The sequence below is a fragment of the Arthrobacter sp. B055-34 genome, from assembly GCF_059090425.1.
In genome coordinates, this window is record NZ_JBNHFQ010000006.1 from 177678 (window position 1) to 193179 (window position 15502).

Sequence of the window (15502 nt, forward strand, 5' to 3'; positions counted from 1 at the left end):
CCAGATGGCACAGTGTTGCATACACCCAAGTATTTTGTCCGCCGATTTCGTCAATCTGGAGGCCGAGCTGGGGAGGATCGGGTCGGCCGACGCCGTGCATGTTGACGTCATGGACAATCACTTCGTGCCGAACCTGACCATCGGACTGCCCGTGGTAGAGCGGATCCAGGAGATCAGCCGGCTTCCGTTGGATGCGCACCTCATGATTGCGGACCCGGACCGCTGGGCGCCGGCCTATGCGGACGCAGGGCTTGACTCGGTGACCTTCCATGTCGAGGCCGCATCCGCACCCGTCCGCCTGGCCCGTGAGCTGCGGAAGCGCGGAGCCAAGGCAGGCATGGCGCTGAAGCCCGGCACCGCCGTCGAGCCCTACCTTGATCTGCTTCCCGAAATGGACATGCTGCTGATCATGACCGTAGAACCCGGATTCGGTGGGCAAGCCTTCCTTGATGTAACACTTCCCAAGATCCGCCGAGCAGCCTCGGCAATAGCCGGTTCGGGCCTGCCCGTGGCGATTCAAGTGGACGGCGGCGTGACCGAAGAAACCATCCAGCGGGCAGCGGAAGCGGGAGCCAACGTCTTCGTCGCAGGGTCGGCCGTATACGGTGCCGACGATCCGGATGCGGCCATCTCCGCCTTGCGCAAATCCGCCGAAACAGCTTGATGTGTCATGTATTACACGACATGACAGGAATATGAGTCCTGCGATGCAGGTTGTGGCACAATAACAACCACAAACAACGTGCTCCGGGGTCGGTGTAAGTCCGAACCGGCGGTTATAGTCCGCGACCCGTCGCCACGGATTCCGCAAGGAATTCAGGGCAACGGTTGAGCCGGTGAAATTCCGGTACCGACAGTTAAAGTCTGGATGGGAGAAGCACGTACAGTTGGCAGAACAGCCAGCGGTGCGTAGGTTCCGTGCGGAACCACGTCCACTGCCTGAACCTACCGCACTGTCGTTACCCCGGAGCCGCCGCGGCTTTCGGAAAGGAACGACATGGATTTTCTGCGGTGGCTCTTTGAAGCTCAGATTCCTGTCGCCGGCAGTTCACTGCTGCTGCGCGAAGTCTTAGGGAACATCTTCGGCCTCCTCAGCGCCCTTGGCGGCATGCGCCGCAAGGTATGGGCGTGGCCCGTCGGCATCATCGGCAACGCCCTGCTGCTTACGGTTTTTCTGGGGTCGCTTTTCGGCTCAGCCAATACTGCGAATCTGCTCGGCCAGGCCGGCCGCCAAATCATGTTTATCGCAGTGGCGGTCTACGGATGGCAGCGCTGGCGCCAGAGCAAGCAAGACGGCGCGGGCCATGCGGTAACCCCCCAGTGGGCATCTGGCAAAGCCCGGATCGGCTTGGTGGCGGGCCTGATCCTGGGCACCGTCGCTCTGACGCCGCTCTTCGCCGCACTCGGTTCGTATGAACCTGTCTGGGCTGACGCTTGGACGTTTATGGGATCGTTGCTTGCCACCTACGGCATGGCACGCGGCTGGGTGGAGTTCTGGCTGATCTGGGTTGCGGTCGACATTGTGGGAGTCCCGCTGCTGTTCAGCGCCGGCTATTACGCGTCCGCCTTCATGTACCTCTTCTACGGCGTGTTCACCCTGATCGGATTCTTTGTCTGGTGGCGGGCCAAGGAACGGTCCAAGCCCGAGGTCGAAACCCTTCTGCCGGATGTCCGCGTCAGCGCGGGGGGTCGATCATGAGCAGTCAGGGGTTCTCGCCTGCGGAAAACCGGGCGATGGAGCTGGCGCTGGACACCGCCAAGCTTGGATACCGCGGCGCGAATCCTTTGGTCGGCGCGGCAGTTCTGGACGCCACCGGTGAAGTGCTCAGTATCGGGTACCACAGCGGTGCCGGCTCGCCGCATGCGGAAATCGACGCGCTGGCCAATCTGCGCCACCGGATATCCCAGCAGCAGGATCTTTCCGATTGCACCATGGTGGTGACCCTTGAACCCTGCAATCATCAGGGTCGCACGGGACCGTGCGCGGCAGCCATCGTCGATGCAGGCATCGGCAACGTCATCTATGCAGCTGCGGACCCCACGCCGGAGGCCACGGGAGGGGGAGATGTCCTCCGCAACGCAGGCCTCGGCGTACGCAGCACTCTGCTTCAGGAACGGGCGCTTGAGCTGAACCACAGGTGGTTCCGGGCCAAATCGGAAAACCGTCCGTTCACCACCATGCACATTGCCCAGACGCTCGATGGGCTGATCGCAGCGCAGGACGGAACAAGCCAATGGATCACTTCCGCGGAGTCGCGGCAGGACAGCCACGGCATCCGCAGCCGCGTGGGCGCGATCATCGCCGGCACCGGAACAGTTCTGGCAGACAACCCGCGGCTGACTGCCAGGGACGAATCGGGCGCGGCAACGGAGTCCCAGCCGCTGCGAGTGGTCATGGGGCTGCGCGATGTTCCCGAAGACTCCGCCATCCGTGGGGACGATGGCCGGTTCCTGCAACTGCGAACGCATGATCCGGCCGAGGTGCTGGGCGAACTGGCGGAGCGCGGAGTCGCGCATGCCATGGTCGAAGGCGGTGCAGCGGTGGCGGGAGCCTTCCTGCAGGCGGACCTCGTCGACGAACTGGTCCTCTATCTGGCGCCCATGCTCCTGGGTGATGGGACCCGGTCCACCGGCGACTTGGGCATCCGGACGTTAGCTGATGCCTCTCAGTGGCGTTGGGACAACAGCGGCGGCGGCCGCACCTCAAATCTTGGCGCAGATCTGCGCCTTCATCTGGAACCGATGCCACTCGGCATCCCAAGCGGCAGGAAAGGCCTCTAATGTTTACCGGAATCATCACTGAGCAGGGCAGCGTGGAATCGCTGGTCCTGAACCCGGCGAAGGACAGTGCTGTCCTGACCATCAAGGCAGGGGAAGCGATCGCGGACCTTGAACTGGGCGGGTCCCTGGCCGTCAACGGCGTTTGCCTGACCGCCGTGGAATCTAAGCCGGGCGTTGTCAGCGTAGACGTTATGGGGGAGACGCTGACCCGGACCACCACCGGTGAGCTCAAAGCAGGCGCCAGCGTAAACCTCGAGCGGTGCGTTCCAGCCGGAGGGCGTATGGATGGACATGTGGTCCAGGGACACGTGGACGGTGTCGGCGCACTGCTCGAACGCGAAAATATGGGCGACTGGGAGCGGCTGCGTTTCAGCGTCCCCCTTCAGCTCGCCCGCTACATTGCCGAAAAGGGTTCCATTGCGATTGACGGTGTCTCCTTGACCGTAACGACGGTCAGCCCGGTCGACGCAGAGGACGCCTATTTTGAGGTGGGGCTGATTCCCACCACCCTGGCCGAAACGAATCTGGGTGCCAACGCCACCGGCGACAAGGTCAACCTCGAGGTAGATGTGCTCGCCAAGTACGCCGAGCGGTTGCTGGCCTTCTCGCAAACGGACAAGGCAGCAGCCCGCCACGTAGCAGGGGCGCACTCATGAGCGCGGCAGTTGAACCTCGGATTCGGCTCGACGCCATCGAGCAAGCCATCAGCGCCATCGCCGCCGGCCAGCCGGTTGTGGTAGTCGACGACGAAGACCGGGAGAACGAAGGCGACATCATTTTCGCGGCCGACGCCTCCACGCCTGCCTTGATGGGCTGGACGGTCCGGTACACGTCCGGAGTGATCTGTGTCCCGATGCCGGGCAGCCGCGCTGATGAGCTTGGCCTTCCGCCGATGGTTGAAGTCAACCAGGACGCGAAGGGCACCGCCTACACGGTTTCCTGCGATGCGGCCACCGGAGTTACCACCGGCATCAGCTCCACCGACCGTGCACGAACGGCGCAGGTGCTGGCGTCTGAGCTGAGTACTGCCAGCCAGCTGAACAGGCCTGGTCATATCTTCCCGCTCCGGGCTGTCGACGGCGGCGTCCTGGCGCGCCGCGGGCATACCGAAGCTGCCGTCGATCTCTGCCGGCTCGGCGGCCGGTCTCCGGTCGGCGTGATCGCGGAGCTCGTGCACGACGACGGGGAAATGATGCGGCTGCCCGCGCTGCGCGACTTTGCCAATGAGCACGGTTGCCCGCTCGTATCCATCGAGGACCTTGTCCAGTTCATCGCGGCCGAAGGAACGGGCACACAAACTAGGCAGTCGTTCCAGACACGTGAACCCGCCGGGCAGGAGGCGCACCAGTGACCACCAGAAACGACCCATCGCCGGCTCAGGTGTCTGTTCCGCCGGCCACCCTTGCGCAGGTGACCGGCGGTCCGGCCGTGCAGTTGCCCACGGCTTTCGGCTATTTCACGGCGCGGGCATGGACGGACAGTGCCACTGGGGTGGAGCATCTGAGCATCACTTCGCCGGTGCGCCCCGACACGGCTCCGCTGGTTCGGCTGCATTCGGAATGCCTGACAGGGGATGTGTTTGCTTCCTTCCGCTGCGACTGCGGTGAGCAGCTGGACCAGGCCCTGGCTTTGATCGCCGAACAGGGCGGCACCGTGCTGTACCTGCGCGGCCAGGAGGGGCGCGGTATCGGACTGGCGAACAAGATCCGTGCGTACGCCCTGCAGGAGGACGGCGCGGACACAGTTGAGGCCAATGAACAGCTGGGTCTGCCGGTGGATGCGCGCGACTATTCGGCCGCGGCGTCGATCCTGCACAGCATGGGGCTGGACACGATCCGGCTCCTGAGCAATAACCCGGCCAAGAGCAGTACGCTCTCGGGTTATGGCATCAGCGTCGTGGAAATGATCTCCTCCGAGGTGCCATCCCGGGAGCAGAACTTGCGGTATCTGCAGACCAAGCGGGATCGAATGGACCATCGGCTGGCCTTGCTTGAAGACCACCCGGTCCACCAAAGCTGATAACAGCGGCACCTTCCCAGTACTGAAGATGAACCCGCCGCCAATCCCGGCTGGGTACGAACATTCACAGAAAGCAGAGAGTAAAACATGAGCGGACACGGAGCACCGGTTATCGACGTCGCCGAACTGAACGGCAATGCGGGCGAACTGAAACTGGCCATCGTCGCAGCCAGCTGGCATACGCAGATCATGGACGGCCTGATCGACGGCGCCCTGCGGGCCGCCAAGGAAGCCGGCATCGCTGAGCCCGCGCTGGTTAGGGTTCCCGGCAGCTTCGAGTTGCCGGTGGCAGCTGCGCGGCTGGCACCGCACTATGACGCGGTGGTGGCCCTCGGCGTCGTTATTCGTGGTGGAACCCCGCACTTCGAGTACGTCTGCCAGGCAGCCACCGAGGGGCTGACCGACGTCAGTGTCAATACCGGGACACCCGTAGGATTCGGGGTCCTGACGTGCGATACGGAGCAGCAGGGGCTTGACCGGGCCGGGCTCGAGGGCTCAAACGAGGATAAGGGCCACGAGGCCGTCACGGCCGCACTGGCCACGGCCGCCACCCTCCGCCAGCTCGGAGTCTAAACGCCTCCGGACAAGGGGATTCGTCACATAGCCCGGGCCGGTTTGCGGCCCGGGCCATGTGCTGGCGTAATCTTGAGAGCGTGAAATCCTTCGAATCCCTTTTTGCCGAGCTGAGCGAGAAAGCGCAGACGCGCCCGGAGGGCTCGGGTACCGTAGCCGAACTGGACTCAGGTATCCATGGCATCGGAAAGAAGGTTGTGGAAGAGGCGGCCGAAGTATGGATGGCTGCGGAGTACGAGTCGGATGAAGCGGCGGCGGAAGAAATTTCCCAGTTGCTCTACCACCTGCAGGTCCTGATGATCGCCAAAGGCCTGACCCTGGCAGACGTATACAAGCATCTGTAGCGGGACGCCGCCAGAGGTGTTCCGCCAAGCCTGCCCGGAGCAGTTTCCCCAAAACCGGCCGTCTTACGGCCAACCGATCCTCTGCAGAAAGTCATCTTCATGCTACGCGTAGCCGTCCCCAACAAAGGTTCCCTGTCCGAAGCCGCGTCCGAAATGCTTACCGAGGCCGGATACCGGCAGCGTCGTGACAGCCGTGAGCTGGTCATGATGGATCCGGACAACGACGTCGAATTCTTCTTCCTCCGCCCGCGCGATATTGCCGTCTACGTTGGCAAGGGCACGCTGGACGTCGGCATCACCGGCCGCGACCTTTTCCTCGATGCCCAGGTGGAGGCCGAAGAGCTCCTGAGCCTTGGCTTCGCCGTCTCAACGTTCCGGTTCGCCGGCCCGGTTGGTGAATTCTCCGACGTGCAGCAGTTGCAGGGCAGGCGCCTTGCCACCAGCTACGACGGTCTGCTGCAAAGCTACCTGACCGAGCGCGGGGTGGATGCCAAGGTGGTCCGGCTGGACGGAGCCGTGGAGTCCTCCGTGCGCCTGGGGGTCGCCGACGCCATCGCGGATGTGGTGGAAACCGGAAGCACGCTCAAGGCCGCCGGCATGGAGATCTTCGGCGAACCCATCCTCCGGTCCGAGGCCGTCCTCATCGGTCGCAGGGGCGAGGTACCCGCGGGCCTGGAGGTCCTGATCCGCAGGCTCCGCGGCGTCATTGTCGCCCGCGAGTTCGTGATGATGGACTACGACATCCGCAAGGAACTGGTCGAGCAGGCTGCCGCCCTGACACCCGGTCTGGAGTCGCCCACCGTATCGCCGCTGCGCGACTCCGAGTGGGTCGCGGTACGCTCCATGGTCAGTCGCACGCAGACCAACCGGATCATGGATGAGCTGTACGACCTGGGCGCACGCGCCATCCTGGTCAGCACCATCCACGCCTGCCGCATCTGATCGGGGAAGTACAAGTGTCTGTAGCAATCCGCGTCATTCCCTGCCTTGATGTCGACGCCGGCCGGGTAGTCAAGGGCGTCAACTTCGAAGGCCTGCGCGACGCCGGGGATCCGGTTGAATTGGCACACCGCTATGACCGTGCCGGGGCCGACGAACTGACCTTTCTGGATGTGACCGCCTCTTCCGGCAACCGCGAGACGACGTTCGACGTCGTTGCGCGCACCGCGGAGGAAGTCTTCATCCCGCTGACGGTCGGCGGGGGTGTCCGCAGCGTCGCCGACGTCGACAGGCTGCTGCGCTTCGGTGCCGACAAGGCGTCGATCAACACCGCGGCCGTGGTCCGCCCGGAGGTCATCGACGAGATTACCAACCACTTCGGCTCGCAGGTCCTGGTGTTGTCGCTGGATGCCCGGCGGACGGCTGATTCCTCAGTGCCATCCGGCTTCGAGGTCACGACGCACGGCGGCAGGCAAGGCACCGGCATTGACGCGGTGCAGTGGGCCAAGGACGCCGCCGACCGCGGGGTAGGAGAAATTCTGCTGAACTCCATCGACGCCGACGGCACCAAAGAAGGCTTCGACCTGGAGATGATCCGGACCGTGCGTGCCGCGGTGCAGGTTCCGCTGATCGCCTCCGGCGGCGCTGGCAAGCCCGAGCATTTCCCGCCAGCGGTGGCGGCCGGTGCCGATGCCGTCTTGGCCGCGTCCGTGTTCCATTTCGGACCCGATGATGCCATCGCCCAGGTGAAGAACGCTATTCGCGCCGCAGGCTACCCGGTGCGCTGAGACCGGACGTGTTCGGAGTCAGAGACCGATTTCGGCGCTCTGCAGCAATGCGACGGCGTCCGGCTGGCCTTCGAAAGTTACGAGGGCGTGCTGGGTACGTCCATGCGCGTGCATGAGCAGTTCTCCGGGCTCTCCGACGATCGCTACCGACACCGGGGCACGCTTCGCAACGTGCCGGGGGCCATCGGGGCGCACCAGCACGATGCCCAGATCCACCCCGCGGTACAGGAGGGCGGCCCGCTTGATCAGGTCGTCCCACAAGGCGTTGGAGTATTCCTCATCCAAAGCGCGCGGTGCCCACCGGGTGGTGGCACGCCGGACGTCTTCGGTATGCACAAAGTATTCAATAAGATTCGCGGCGGCATCCACCGACTTGAACTTCAGCGGCGAGAGGCGGGGCGGGCCGGCGCGGAAGGCCTTGACCAATTTGCTGTAGCCCGCTGTTCCCCGGGACTTGTCCGCCAGCTTTTTGGTCGCTTCGTCCGAAACCTTCGACAAGGGCTTGAAGGCCATGCCCAGTTGGGCCGTCAACCGGTGTTCGCGCAGATACAGATGCGCCGCCAGTTCGGCAGTCCGCCAGCCTTCACAGAGCGTGGCGGAGTCCGGGCCGGCTGCTAGCAGAGTCTCGGCCAGAACTTCACGGGACGGGTCAACGAAATGCATCAATCCTGAACCTAGCATGAAGCGGCCATTTTTGGGCCGCCCATATCGTTGTGTGGCCTCGTTGGCGCGCGGCAAGCGGCCCACTGCCGAAGCACTAGACTTGAAGGGATGTCCTCCCAGCCTGAAACCCAGAACGTATCCTTGGCCGGCGCCGGCAGCGAAGCCCTGCCCTCCGCCGTTGCAGACCTGCTCAAGCGTGATGCAGCCGGCCTCGTCGCCGCGATCATCCAGCAGCATGACACCTCCGAAGTGCTCATGCTGGGCTGGATGGATGACGAGGCGCTCCGCCGGACGCTCTCCTCCGGGAGAGTGACGTTCTATTCGCGGTCACGCCAGGAGTATTGGCGCAAGGGCGATACGTCCGGGCACGTGCAGTGGGTAAAATCCGTTGCGCTCGACTGCGACGGCGATGCCCTCCTGATCCAGGTCGACCAGGTCGGCGCAGCCTGCCACACCGGCACCAGGACCTGCTTCGATGGCCGCAGTGTCGACGTCGTTGTTGGAAACCGTGCCGAAGAAGAACCGCTAGCGAAAGAAAACAAGTAATGCAGGACCTTGGTGTCATCAGCCCCACGCTGGAGGAGTTCCGCTCCCTTGCCCGCGACCGGCGGGTTATCCCGGTCTCCCTCAAGGTGCTCGCTGATGACCAGACACCCATCTCCCTCTACCGGAAGCTCGGCGGCGGGCAGTCGGGAACATTCCTGCTTGAGTCCGCTGCAGTGGGCGGGGTTTGGTCCCGCTACTCGTTCATCGGAACCCATTCCAAGGCCACGCTGACCAGCAAGGACGGCCAGGCGCACTGGCTGGGGGAGCCGCCGGCCGGCGTACCGCTGGACGGCAATCCGGTGGAGGCGCTGCGCCAGACGGTGGAGGCGCTGCGCACCGAACGTTTTGACGGGCTTCCGCCGCTGACGTCCGGACTCGTGGGCTTTGTGGGTTGGGAAGCGGTGCGCCGTTGGGAAAAGCTGACCAGCCCGCCCGAAGAAGACCTGCCGCTGCCGGAGCTGGCCATGTGCCTGGTCACGGATATGGCCGTCCACGACAACGCCGAAGGGACCGTTACCCTGATCGCCAACGCCATCAATTTCGATGGCAGCGACGAGCGGGCTGACGATGCCTGGCGCGACGCGGTTGAGCGCGTCCGCCGGATGCTGGCCCAGCTCAATGAGCCGCTGGTCCAGCAGATTTCCGTACTGGAGAACAGTGCGCTGTCGACCGATGAGCTGATGGACTCCGTCACGCACAGCTGGGCCGAAGAGCAATACCTGGCGGCTGTGGATCGGGGCAAGGAAGCGATTGTCGACGGCGAAGTCTTCCAGGTGGTGATTTCGCGCCGGTTCGAAACGGAGTGTTCGGCCTCGGCGCTGGACGTCTATCGGGTGCTGCGCAACCTTAATCCGAGCCCCTACATGTACCTGTTCAGCCTGGAAGACGCCGAGGGCAACGCCTACTCCATCGTCGGGTCTTCGCCCGAGGCGCTGGTCACGGTGACCGGGGACGAAGTCATTACGCACCCGATCGCAGGATCCCGCCCGCGCGGCAAAACCGTGGAACAGGATCGCGAGCTCGCAGAAGAGCTGCTCGCCGACCTGAAGGAGCGCGCCGAGCATCTGATGCTCGTGGACCTGGCGCGGAACGATATCTCGAAGGTCTGCGATCCGGGCACCGTGGATGTCAGCCAGTTCATGGAGGTGGAAAAGTTCAGCCACATCATGCACCTCGTTTCCACCGTGGTCGGCAGGCTCTCGGACGATAAGTCCGCCTACGACGTGCTGGCCGCTACTTTTCCGGCAGGCACGCTCTCCGGTGCACCGAAACCGCGGGCCCTGCGTCTGCTGGACGAACTCGAACCGCACCGACGCGGTATCTACGGCGGCGTAGTGGGCTATCTGGACTTTGCCGGTGACATGGACATGGCTATTGCCATCCGTTCCGCCCTGCTGCGCGATGGCCGCGCCTATGTTCAGTCAGGCGGCGGAATCGTGGCGGACTCGGATCCCGCCACGGAAGCCATCGAATCTGTGAACAAGGCCGCGGCTCCGCTGCGCGCTGTGACCTTGGCCACTCGGCTGCATGCCGCCGATCCGGCAGCTATCGTCACCGGTGAAGGCAACTGATGGCTGAGCGGACCGAAGTGAAGCCACCGTCGCGGTGGCAGCGCAAGAGCACCGTAGTGATGGCTTCCATTCTGGCCTCGCTGGCTGCCTTCGGCGCCACTACCCAGACCTGGCTCAATGTGAGGCTGCCGCAGAGCACGGTGCAGACGCCGGACCTTAGCGTGGCCGGCAGCGAGGCCGCCATCGCGGTCACGGCGCTGGCGTTGGTAGGACTGGCCGCGGCACTGGCGGCGTCCATCGCCGGGCGGATTGCCAGAATTGTCATTGCCGTGCTGCTGGCGTTGGCCGGCGTCGGCATCGCACTCTCCAGCTACCAGGTCATCGCCGATCCGGCCGGTGCGGCCTCAACCGCCATTGGGGAGGCCACCGGACAGGTCGGGCAGGCCGCCGAAACCACTTCCACGATGTTTCCCGTACTGGCGCTGGTGGCGGGTCTCCTGATGGCCGCTTGCGCGGTATGGCTGGTGCTCGCCGGCCGCCGCTGGCAGGCCAGCAGGAAGTACACCAGCGCGACCGCTCGGCAGGCGGACGGTTCGCCGTCCGACCGGGGCGGTCCTGTGGACGAGATCGACAGCTGGGACCAGCTCAGCCGCGGCACGGATCCCACAGACTAGGGGACAGGGCGGGCCTAAAGTCATACTGGCCGGTCCGCCGAAAATCAATGGCAGAATATAGTCAGTACCGTTTCTTCAGGGAGTTAGATAATGGGCAATCACGCCACCGTCACCGAGAAATCATCCAATGAGCAGGCCGTTGCCAGCATCCACGACGAAGTCATTGGCCACGGAAACAGCCCGGCGGCCTGGACCTGTGTCCTGATCATGATCGTAGGCAGCATTGTCTCCGGTATCGGTTTCGTCATGGCTTCGCACCTGGTTTTCTGGAGCGGCGTTGTTGTCATGTTCATCGGCTTGATCGTTGGCTGGATCATGAAGAAGGCCGGCTACGGCGTGGACGGCGACAAGCTCATGAACAGCGGTCACTGAGAGTGACTGTTCTCGACGACATCATCGTTGGGGTCAGGGAAGATCTTGAAGCCCGTCGGGCGGAACTTCCGCTGGAGCAGCTGACGGAACGCGTTTCCGCCGCGGCTGCGCCGCGTGACGCCTATGCCGCCCTCGGCGGCCCGGCCAGCCCTCGAATTGAACTCAAGGTGATTTCCGAGGTCAAGCGCAAGAGTCCGTCCAAGGGCGAGCTGGCGCAGATCACAGACCCAGCCGAGCTGGCACGCCGCTATGAAAAAGGCGGAGCGGCAGTTATCAGCGTGTTGACGGAGCAACGCCGCTTCGGCGGGTCGCTCGCGGATCTGGATGCCGTGCGCGACGCCGTCAACATTCCGGTCCTGCGCAAGGACTTCACGGTCGACGAATACCAGATCTGGGAAGCGCGGGCGCATGGTGCGGACCTCGTCCTGCTCATCGTCGCTGCGTTGGAAGATTCCCAGCTGCGCGCGTTCCTGGACCTGACGCACCGTTTGGGCATGAACGCTCTGGTGGAAACACATACAGCCGAGGAGATTGAACGCGCCGTTGCCGTCGGTGCCCGGATCATCGGGGTCAACGTGCGCAATCTCAAGACGCTGGACGTGGACCGTTCCATCTTCTCCTTGCTGGCCGAAAAGATTCCGTCGGAGGCGGTCATCGTGGCCGAATCCGGTGTACGCAACGCCGACGACGTTGCCGACTATGCAGCGAATGGCGCCAACGCGGTGCTGGTCGGCGAAGCACTGGTGATCGGCAACGCACCGGAGCAAGCCGTCGCCGATTTCGCTGCAGCCGGTGCCCAGGCAATCGCGGACCGCGGCCGGGGCAACTAACACAAGCAATACCGTCTCGGCGGCAGGCCCGGTTCTCGCGGTTCCGGGCCTGCCCGCCGAGAGGTTCGAAACAGACAGGACGGCCCAGGCCATGACGCAGAGCCCCGAGACGCCCGACGCCGGCGAAAAGCCGGACGCGGCGGATGCATTCCTTTCCGGCGGAAGCCTCCGCCATGCCCCCGGTCCCTACTTCGGCAACTACGGCGGGCGCTGGATGCCCGAATCCCTGATCGCCGCACTTGATGAACTGCAGGACACGTTCGACAAGGCCAAGGCCGATCCGGAGTTCATCGCCCAGGTGGCGGAGCTGAACCGGAACTATTCAGGCAGGCCGTCGCTGTTGACGGAGGCCAAGCGGTTTTCGGCCCACGCCGGCGGTGCCCGGATCTTCCTGAAGCGCGAAGACCTGAACCACACCGGTTCCCATAAGATCAACAACGTCTTGGGTCAGGCCCTGCTGGCCAAGCGGATGGGCAAGACCCGCATCATCGCCGAAACCGGCGCAGGACAGCACGGCGTGGCAAGCGCGACGGCGGCGGCACTCCTCGGGCTCGAGTGCGTTGTTTACATGGGTGCCGAGGACACGCGGCGCCAGGCACTGAACGTCGCCCGGATGGAACTGCTCGGCGCCACGGTTGTCCCTGTCACCGCCGGCTCCCAAACCCTGAAGGACGCCATCAACGAGGCGCTGCGTGACTGGGTTGCCAACGTTCACACCACGCACTATCTGCTGGGCACTGCCGCCGGAGCCCATCCGTTCCCCGCGTTGGTGCGCTACTTCCACGAGGTGATCGGCGACGAGGCACGCGAGCAGATCCTCGCCCAGACCGGCCGGCTTCCGGACGCAGTCTGCGCATGTATCGGCGGCGGATCGAACGCCATCGGCATTTTCCACGGGTTCCTGGACGATCCTTCGGTGGAACTTTACGGCTTTGAAGCAGGCGGCGAGGGCGTCGACACTGACCGCCATGCAGCCACCATTACACTCGGCCGTCCCGGGGTTCTCCACGGCGCCCGGTCCTATCTCATGCAGGATGAAGACGGCCAGACCATCGAGTCCCACTCCATCTCGGCGGGCCTGGACTACCCGGGCGTCGGTCCGGAACACTCCTACCTCTCGGACATCGGACGTGCTAAGTACGAACCCGTGACCGACAGCGAAGCCATGGACGCCTTCCGGCTGCTTTGCCGCACCGAAGGCATCATTCCGGCCATCGAATCCTCGCATGCACTCGCCGGTGCCCTCCGGGTCGGCAAGAAGCTCACTTCCGGCAAGGAGAACCCGCAGGACGTCATCATCGTCGTCAACCTCTCCGGCCGTGGAGACAAAGACGTGGCTACCGCAGCGGAATGGTTCGACTTGCTGGACGGAAACTCGCCGGAAGCCGAAATCGGCGCTGAAGGAGAACAACTGTGAATTCTGCCGCCATCACCAGCAAATCAGCTGCCGCCATCGAGAAGGCACGCTCGGAGGGCCGTACCGCGCTGGTCGGCTACCTGCCCGCCGGCTACCCCGATGTGCAGGGCACCATTGACGCCGCCGTGACACTGGCCGAAAACGGTGCCGATGTGATCGAGATCGGGATCCCGTACTCGGATCCCGTCATGGACGGCCAGGTCATCCAGGCCGCCACCGTGCAGGCCCTCGCAAACGGATTCCGTGTCCACCAGGTGTTCGACATCGTGGCCGGCATTACCGCCCGCTGCGAGGCTGCCGTCCTCGTCATGACCTATTGGAACCCGGTCATGCGCATGGGAGTAGACGAGTTTTCCCGGCGCCTGGCGGAGGCCGGGGGAGCAGGCCTGATCACCCCAGATCTGATCCCGGACGAAGCAGCCGAATGGTTCGAAGCGTCGGACAAGTACGGACTGGACCGGGTCTTCCTGGTGGCCCCCTCGTCGACGCCGGAACGCATGGCCATGACCGTCAAGGCCAGCCGCGGATTCGTCTACGCCGTGTCCATCATGGGCGTGACGGGCGCACGTGACAGTGTCAGCAGCGCTGCGCAGCAGGTCGTCGAGGCTGCCCACGCGGCCGGCGCCGAGCGCGTCTGCGTCGGCCTGGGCGTTTCGAAGGCCGAACACGTCCGCGAAATCGGCGCCTACGCCGAGGGCGCCATCGTCGGAACCGCACTGGTCGCCACACTGGGCGCCGAGGGCGTGGAAGCCGTGGGCAAACTCGCGGCGGAACTGCACAGCGGTACCGCCAAAAACTGATCCTCCGCCGCCACCAAAGCCGAACAAAGGACCGCTACCGGTGCAGACGACTACTTCCCTTGTGATCCCGGCGTCGATTCCGAGTCCGGACTGGTCCGGGTTCAGCATCGGCCCGCTGACCATCCACGCGTATGCCTTGTGCATCCTCGCCGGCATTGTCGCGGCTTTGTGGCTGACGGACCGACGCTGGAAGGTCAGGCAGGGACCTGAAGGGGTGGTCTGGGACATTGCCATTTGGGCAATTCCCTTCGGCATCATCGGCGGGCGGCTCTACCACGTCTTCTCGTCGCCGGACGCCTACTTCGGTCCGAATGGTGACCTGAGCCTGATCCCGCAGATCTGGTTGGGCGGCCTTGGTATTTGGGGAGCCGTGGCACTGGGCCTGCTCGGCGCATGGATCGGCTGCCGCCGGGCAGGCGTCAAACTGACCGCGTTTATGGACGCCGCCGCTCCAGGCGTGCTGCTGGCCCAAGCCATCGGCCGCTGGGGAAACTGGTTCAACCAGGAACTGTTCGGCAGCCCCACCGACCTGCCCTGGGGCTTGGAAATCGATGCCGACCATGCCAATTTCCCGTCCGGCGCCGAACCGGGCACGCTGTTCCACCCGACGTTCCTTTACGAATCGCTCTGGAACCTGGCCGGCGTTGCCCTGCTGCTGCTGATCGACAAGCGCTTCAAACTCCGCCGCGGGATGCTCTTCTGGCTATACGTCGCCTACTACACGCTGGGCCGCGTTTGGATCGAAATGATGCGCATCGACGATGCGGAAATGATCACGCTCTTCGGCGTGACGCAGCGTTTGAATGTCTGGACCTCGCTGCTGCTGTTGGTGGCCGCGCTCGTCATATTTGTCCTGCTGTCCCGGAAACCGCGGACTCCCGAGACTGACTCCGTCTACCTGTCCGGCCGCGAGCCGGAGGCAGAAATAGACCTTAAGAACGACGGCGGCGCTTCCGCCGCCTCCCGTGACGCGGGCACCGGCGGTGTTAACACAACAGAAACCGGAAAGAAAAAAATGGACAAAAACGTGTCCGGGGCCACCGGGCGTGTTAGTGTCTCTGAGAATCCTTCGGAGACAGGAAAATCCTCCGCGTCCGGCACCAGCGGCACGACTGGGCCCGCGGACTCCGAAGGCAAATAGCGCCCCCCGGGCCACCGCCCGGTGAGTTGCAGCATCTGTGCCGACCACACTGATGTGGAATCTCCGTTAGATATCCGTCAACCAGTGCGGGTGCAGCGGGTATG

Annotated in this window: 19 protein-coding genes and 1 riboswitch; of the genes, 18 read left to right on the forward strand and 1 reads right to left on the reverse strand. The window is 64.1% G+C overall.

Annotated features, from left to right (window positions below):
* Positions 1-4 precede the first annotated feature (4 nt).
* The 10 genes from rpe (at position 5) to hisF (ending at position 7444) form a co-directional block, all read left to right on the forward strand.
* Complete coding sequence (gene rpe, locus AC5RWO_RS13285) at positions 5-664, forward strand: ribulose-phosphate 3-epimerase (RefSeq protein ID WP_498731873.1); 660 nt, start codon at positions 5-7, stop codon at positions 662-664.
* Positions 665-739: 75 nt separating this feature from the next.
* Positions 740-884: riboswitch (FMN riboswitch) on the forward strand.
* A 113-nt stretch (positions 885-997) separates the two neighbouring features.
* Positions 998-1699 (forward strand): nicotinamide riboside transporter PnuC, encoded by a 702-nt coding sequence (gene pnuC, locus AC5RWO_RS13290; protein ID WP_498731875.1) that lies wholly within the window; start codon positions 998-1000, stop codon positions 1697-1699.
* Positions 1696-2781 carry a bifunctional diaminohydroxyphosphoribosylaminopyrimidine deaminase/5-amino-6-(5-phosphoribosylamino)uracil reductase RibD gene (gene ribD, locus AC5RWO_RS13295; protein ID WP_498731877.1) on the forward strand — a complete coding sequence of 362 codons (1086 nt, stop codon included), beginning with the start codon at positions 1696-1698 and terminating at the stop codon, positions 2779-2781. The genes pnuC and ribD overlap by 4 nt, the downstream gene beginning before the upstream one ends.
* A complete protein-coding gene (locus AC5RWO_RS13300; RefSeq protein WP_498731879.1) occupies positions 2781-3437 on the forward strand; it encodes a riboflavin synthase in 657 nt (218 codons plus the stop codon). Before ribD ends, AC5RWO_RS13300 begins: the two co-directional genes overlap by 1 nt.
* Positions 3434-4132: a 3,4-dihydroxy-2-butanone-4-phosphate synthase gene (gene ribB / locus AC5RWO_RS13305; protein WP_498731881.1), complete on the forward strand. Its 699-nt coding sequence runs from the start codon at positions 3434-3436 to the stop codon at positions 4130-4132. The genes AC5RWO_RS13300 and ribB overlap by 4 nt, the downstream gene beginning before the upstream one ends.
* 29 nt (positions 4133-4161) lie before the next feature.
* Entirely contained in the window at positions 4162-4800 is a 639-nt protein-coding gene (gene ribA, locus AC5RWO_RS13310) for a GTP cyclohydrolase II (protein WP_498732004.1), read from the forward strand.
* A gap of 87 nt (positions 4801-4887) precedes the next feature.
* The gene (gene ribH, locus AC5RWO_RS13315) at positions 4888-5373 is read left to right on the forward strand and encodes a 6,7-dimethyl-8-ribityllumazine synthase (RefSeq protein ID WP_139003677.1); all 486 of its coding nucleotides are present in this window, start codon (positions 4888-4890) and stop codon (positions 5371-5373) included.
* Between the two features lie 80 nt (positions 5374-5453).
* Positions 5454-5717, forward strand: coding sequence for a phosphoribosyl-ATP diphosphatase (locus AC5RWO_RS13320; RefSeq protein ID WP_074702518.1), 264 nt, complete (start codon positions 5454-5456; stop codon positions 5715-5717).
* A 99-nt stretch (positions 5718-5816) separates the two neighbouring features.
* The gene (hisG, locus tag AC5RWO_RS13325) at positions 5817-6659 is read left to right on the forward strand and encodes an ATP phosphoribosyltransferase (RefSeq protein WP_498635442.1); all 843 of its coding nucleotides are present in this window, start codon (positions 5817-5819) and stop codon (positions 6657-6659) included.
* A gap of 14 nt (positions 6660-6673) precedes the next feature.
* The gene (hisF, locus tag AC5RWO_RS13330) at positions 6674-7444 is read left to right on the forward strand and encodes an imidazole glycerol phosphate synthase subunit HisF (protein WP_498731883.1); all 771 of its coding nucleotides are present in this window, start codon (positions 6674-6676) and stop codon (positions 7442-7444) included.
* 18 nt (positions 7445-7462) lie between these two features.
* On the opposite strand, the gene AC5RWO_RS13335 is transcribed toward hisF, so the two are convergent.
* Positions 7463-8107: a TIGR03085 family metal-binding protein gene (locus AC5RWO_RS13335; protein WP_498731885.1), complete on the reverse strand. Its 645-nt coding sequence runs from the start codon at positions 8105-8107 to the stop codon at positions 7463-7465.
* Between the two features lie 108 nt (positions 8108-8215).
* Here AC5RWO_RS13335 and hisI point away from each other — a divergent pair, with 108 nt between their 5' ends.
* The 8 genes from hisI (at position 8216) to lgt (ending at position 15398) form a co-directional block, all read left to right on the forward strand.
* Positions 8216-8653: a phosphoribosyl-AMP cyclohydrolase gene (hisI, locus tag AC5RWO_RS13340; RefSeq protein ID WP_498731886.1), complete on the forward strand. Its 438-nt coding sequence runs from the start codon at positions 8216-8218 to the stop codon at positions 8651-8653.
* Positions 8653-10224 (forward strand): anthranilate synthase component I, encoded by a 1572-nt coding sequence (locus tag AC5RWO_RS13345; RefSeq protein WP_498731887.1) that lies wholly within the window; start codon positions 8653-8655, stop codon positions 10222-10224. The genes hisI and AC5RWO_RS13345 overlap by 1 nt, the downstream gene beginning before the upstream one ends.
* The gene (locus AC5RWO_RS13350) at positions 10224-10838 is read left to right on the forward strand and encodes a Trp biosynthesis-associated membrane protein (protein ID WP_498731888.1); all 615 of its coding nucleotides are present in this window, start codon (positions 10224-10226) and stop codon (positions 10836-10838) included. Before AC5RWO_RS13345 ends, AC5RWO_RS13350 begins: the two co-directional genes overlap by 1 nt.
* Positions 10839-10928: 90 nt before the next feature.
* Positions 10929-11210 (forward strand): HGxxPAAW family protein, encoded by a 282-nt coding sequence (locus AC5RWO_RS13355; protein ID WP_498731889.1) that lies wholly within the window; start codon positions 10929-10931, stop codon positions 11208-11210.
* Between the two features lie 2 nt (positions 11211-11212).
* Positions 11213-12040: an indole-3-glycerol phosphate synthase TrpC gene (trpC, locus tag AC5RWO_RS13360; protein WP_498731890.1), complete on the forward strand. Its 828-nt coding sequence runs from the start codon at positions 11213-11215 to the stop codon at positions 12038-12040.
* A gap of 91 nt (positions 12041-12131) precedes the next feature.
* Complete coding sequence (gene trpB, locus AC5RWO_RS13365; protein WP_498731891.1) at positions 12132-13457, forward strand: tryptophan synthase subunit beta; 1326 nt, start codon at positions 12132-12134, stop codon at positions 13455-13457.
* Positions 13454-14257 (forward strand): tryptophan synthase subunit alpha, encoded by an 804-nt coding sequence (gene trpA / locus AC5RWO_RS13370; protein WP_498731892.1) that lies wholly within the window; start codon positions 13454-13456, stop codon positions 14255-14257. The genes trpB and trpA overlap by 4 nt, the downstream gene beginning before the upstream one ends.
* A gap of 40 nt (positions 14258-14297) precedes the next feature.
* A complete protein-coding gene (gene lgt, locus AC5RWO_RS13375; RefSeq protein WP_498731894.1) occupies positions 14298-15398 on the forward strand; it encodes a prolipoprotein diacylglyceryl transferase in 1101 nt (366 codons plus the stop codon).
* The last annotated feature ends 104 nt before the right edge of the window (positions 15399-15502 follow it).

Coding starts and splice junctions, on each gene's coding strand:
- rpe (WP_498731873.1), top strand. CDS start 5: ATGGCACAGTGTTGCATACACCCAAGTATTTTGTCCGCCGATTTCGTC.
- pnuC (WP_498731875.1), top strand. CDS start 998: ATGGATTTTCTGCGGTGGCTCTTTGAAGCTCAGATTCCTGTCGCCGGC.
- ribD (WP_498731877.1), top strand. CDS start 1,696: ATGAGCAGTCAGGGGTTCTCGCCTGCGGAAAACCGGGCGATGGAGCTG.
- AC5RWO_RS13300 (WP_498731879.1), top strand. CDS start 2,781: ATGTTTACCGGAATCATCACTGAGCAGGGCAGCGTGGAATCGCTGGTC.
- ribB (WP_498731881.1), top strand. CDS start 3,434: ATGAGCGCGGCAGTTGAACCTCGGATTCGGCTCGACGCCATCGAGCAA.
- ribH (WP_139003677.1), top strand. CDS start 4,888: ATGAGCGGACACGGAGCACCGGTTATCGACGTCGCCGAACTGAACGGC.
- hisG (WP_498635442.1), top strand. CDS start 5,817: ATGCTACGCGTAGCCGTCCCCAACAAAGGTTCCCTGTCCGAAGCCGCG.
- AC5RWO_RS13335 (WP_498731885.1), bottom strand. CDS start 8,107: ATGCATTTCGTTGACCCGTCCCGTGAAGTTCTGGCCGAGACTCTGCTA.
- hisI (WP_498731886.1), top strand. CDS start 8,216: ATGTCCTCCCAGCCTGAAACCCAGAACGTATCCTTGGCCGGCGCCGGC.
- AC5RWO_RS13345 (WP_498731887.1), top strand. CDS start 8,653: ATGCAGGACCTTGGTGTCATCAGCCCCACGCTGGAGGAGTTCCGCTCC.
- AC5RWO_RS13350 (WP_498731888.1), top strand. CDS start 10,224: ATGGCTGAGCGGACCGAAGTGAAGCCACCGTCGCGGTGGCAGCGCAAG.
- AC5RWO_RS13355 (WP_498731889.1), top strand. CDS start 10,929: ATGGGCAATCACGCCACCGTCACCGAGAAATCATCCAATGAGCAGGCC.
- trpB (WP_498731891.1), top strand. CDS start 12,132: ATGACGCAGAGCCCCGAGACGCCCGACGCCGGCGAAAAGCCGGACGCG.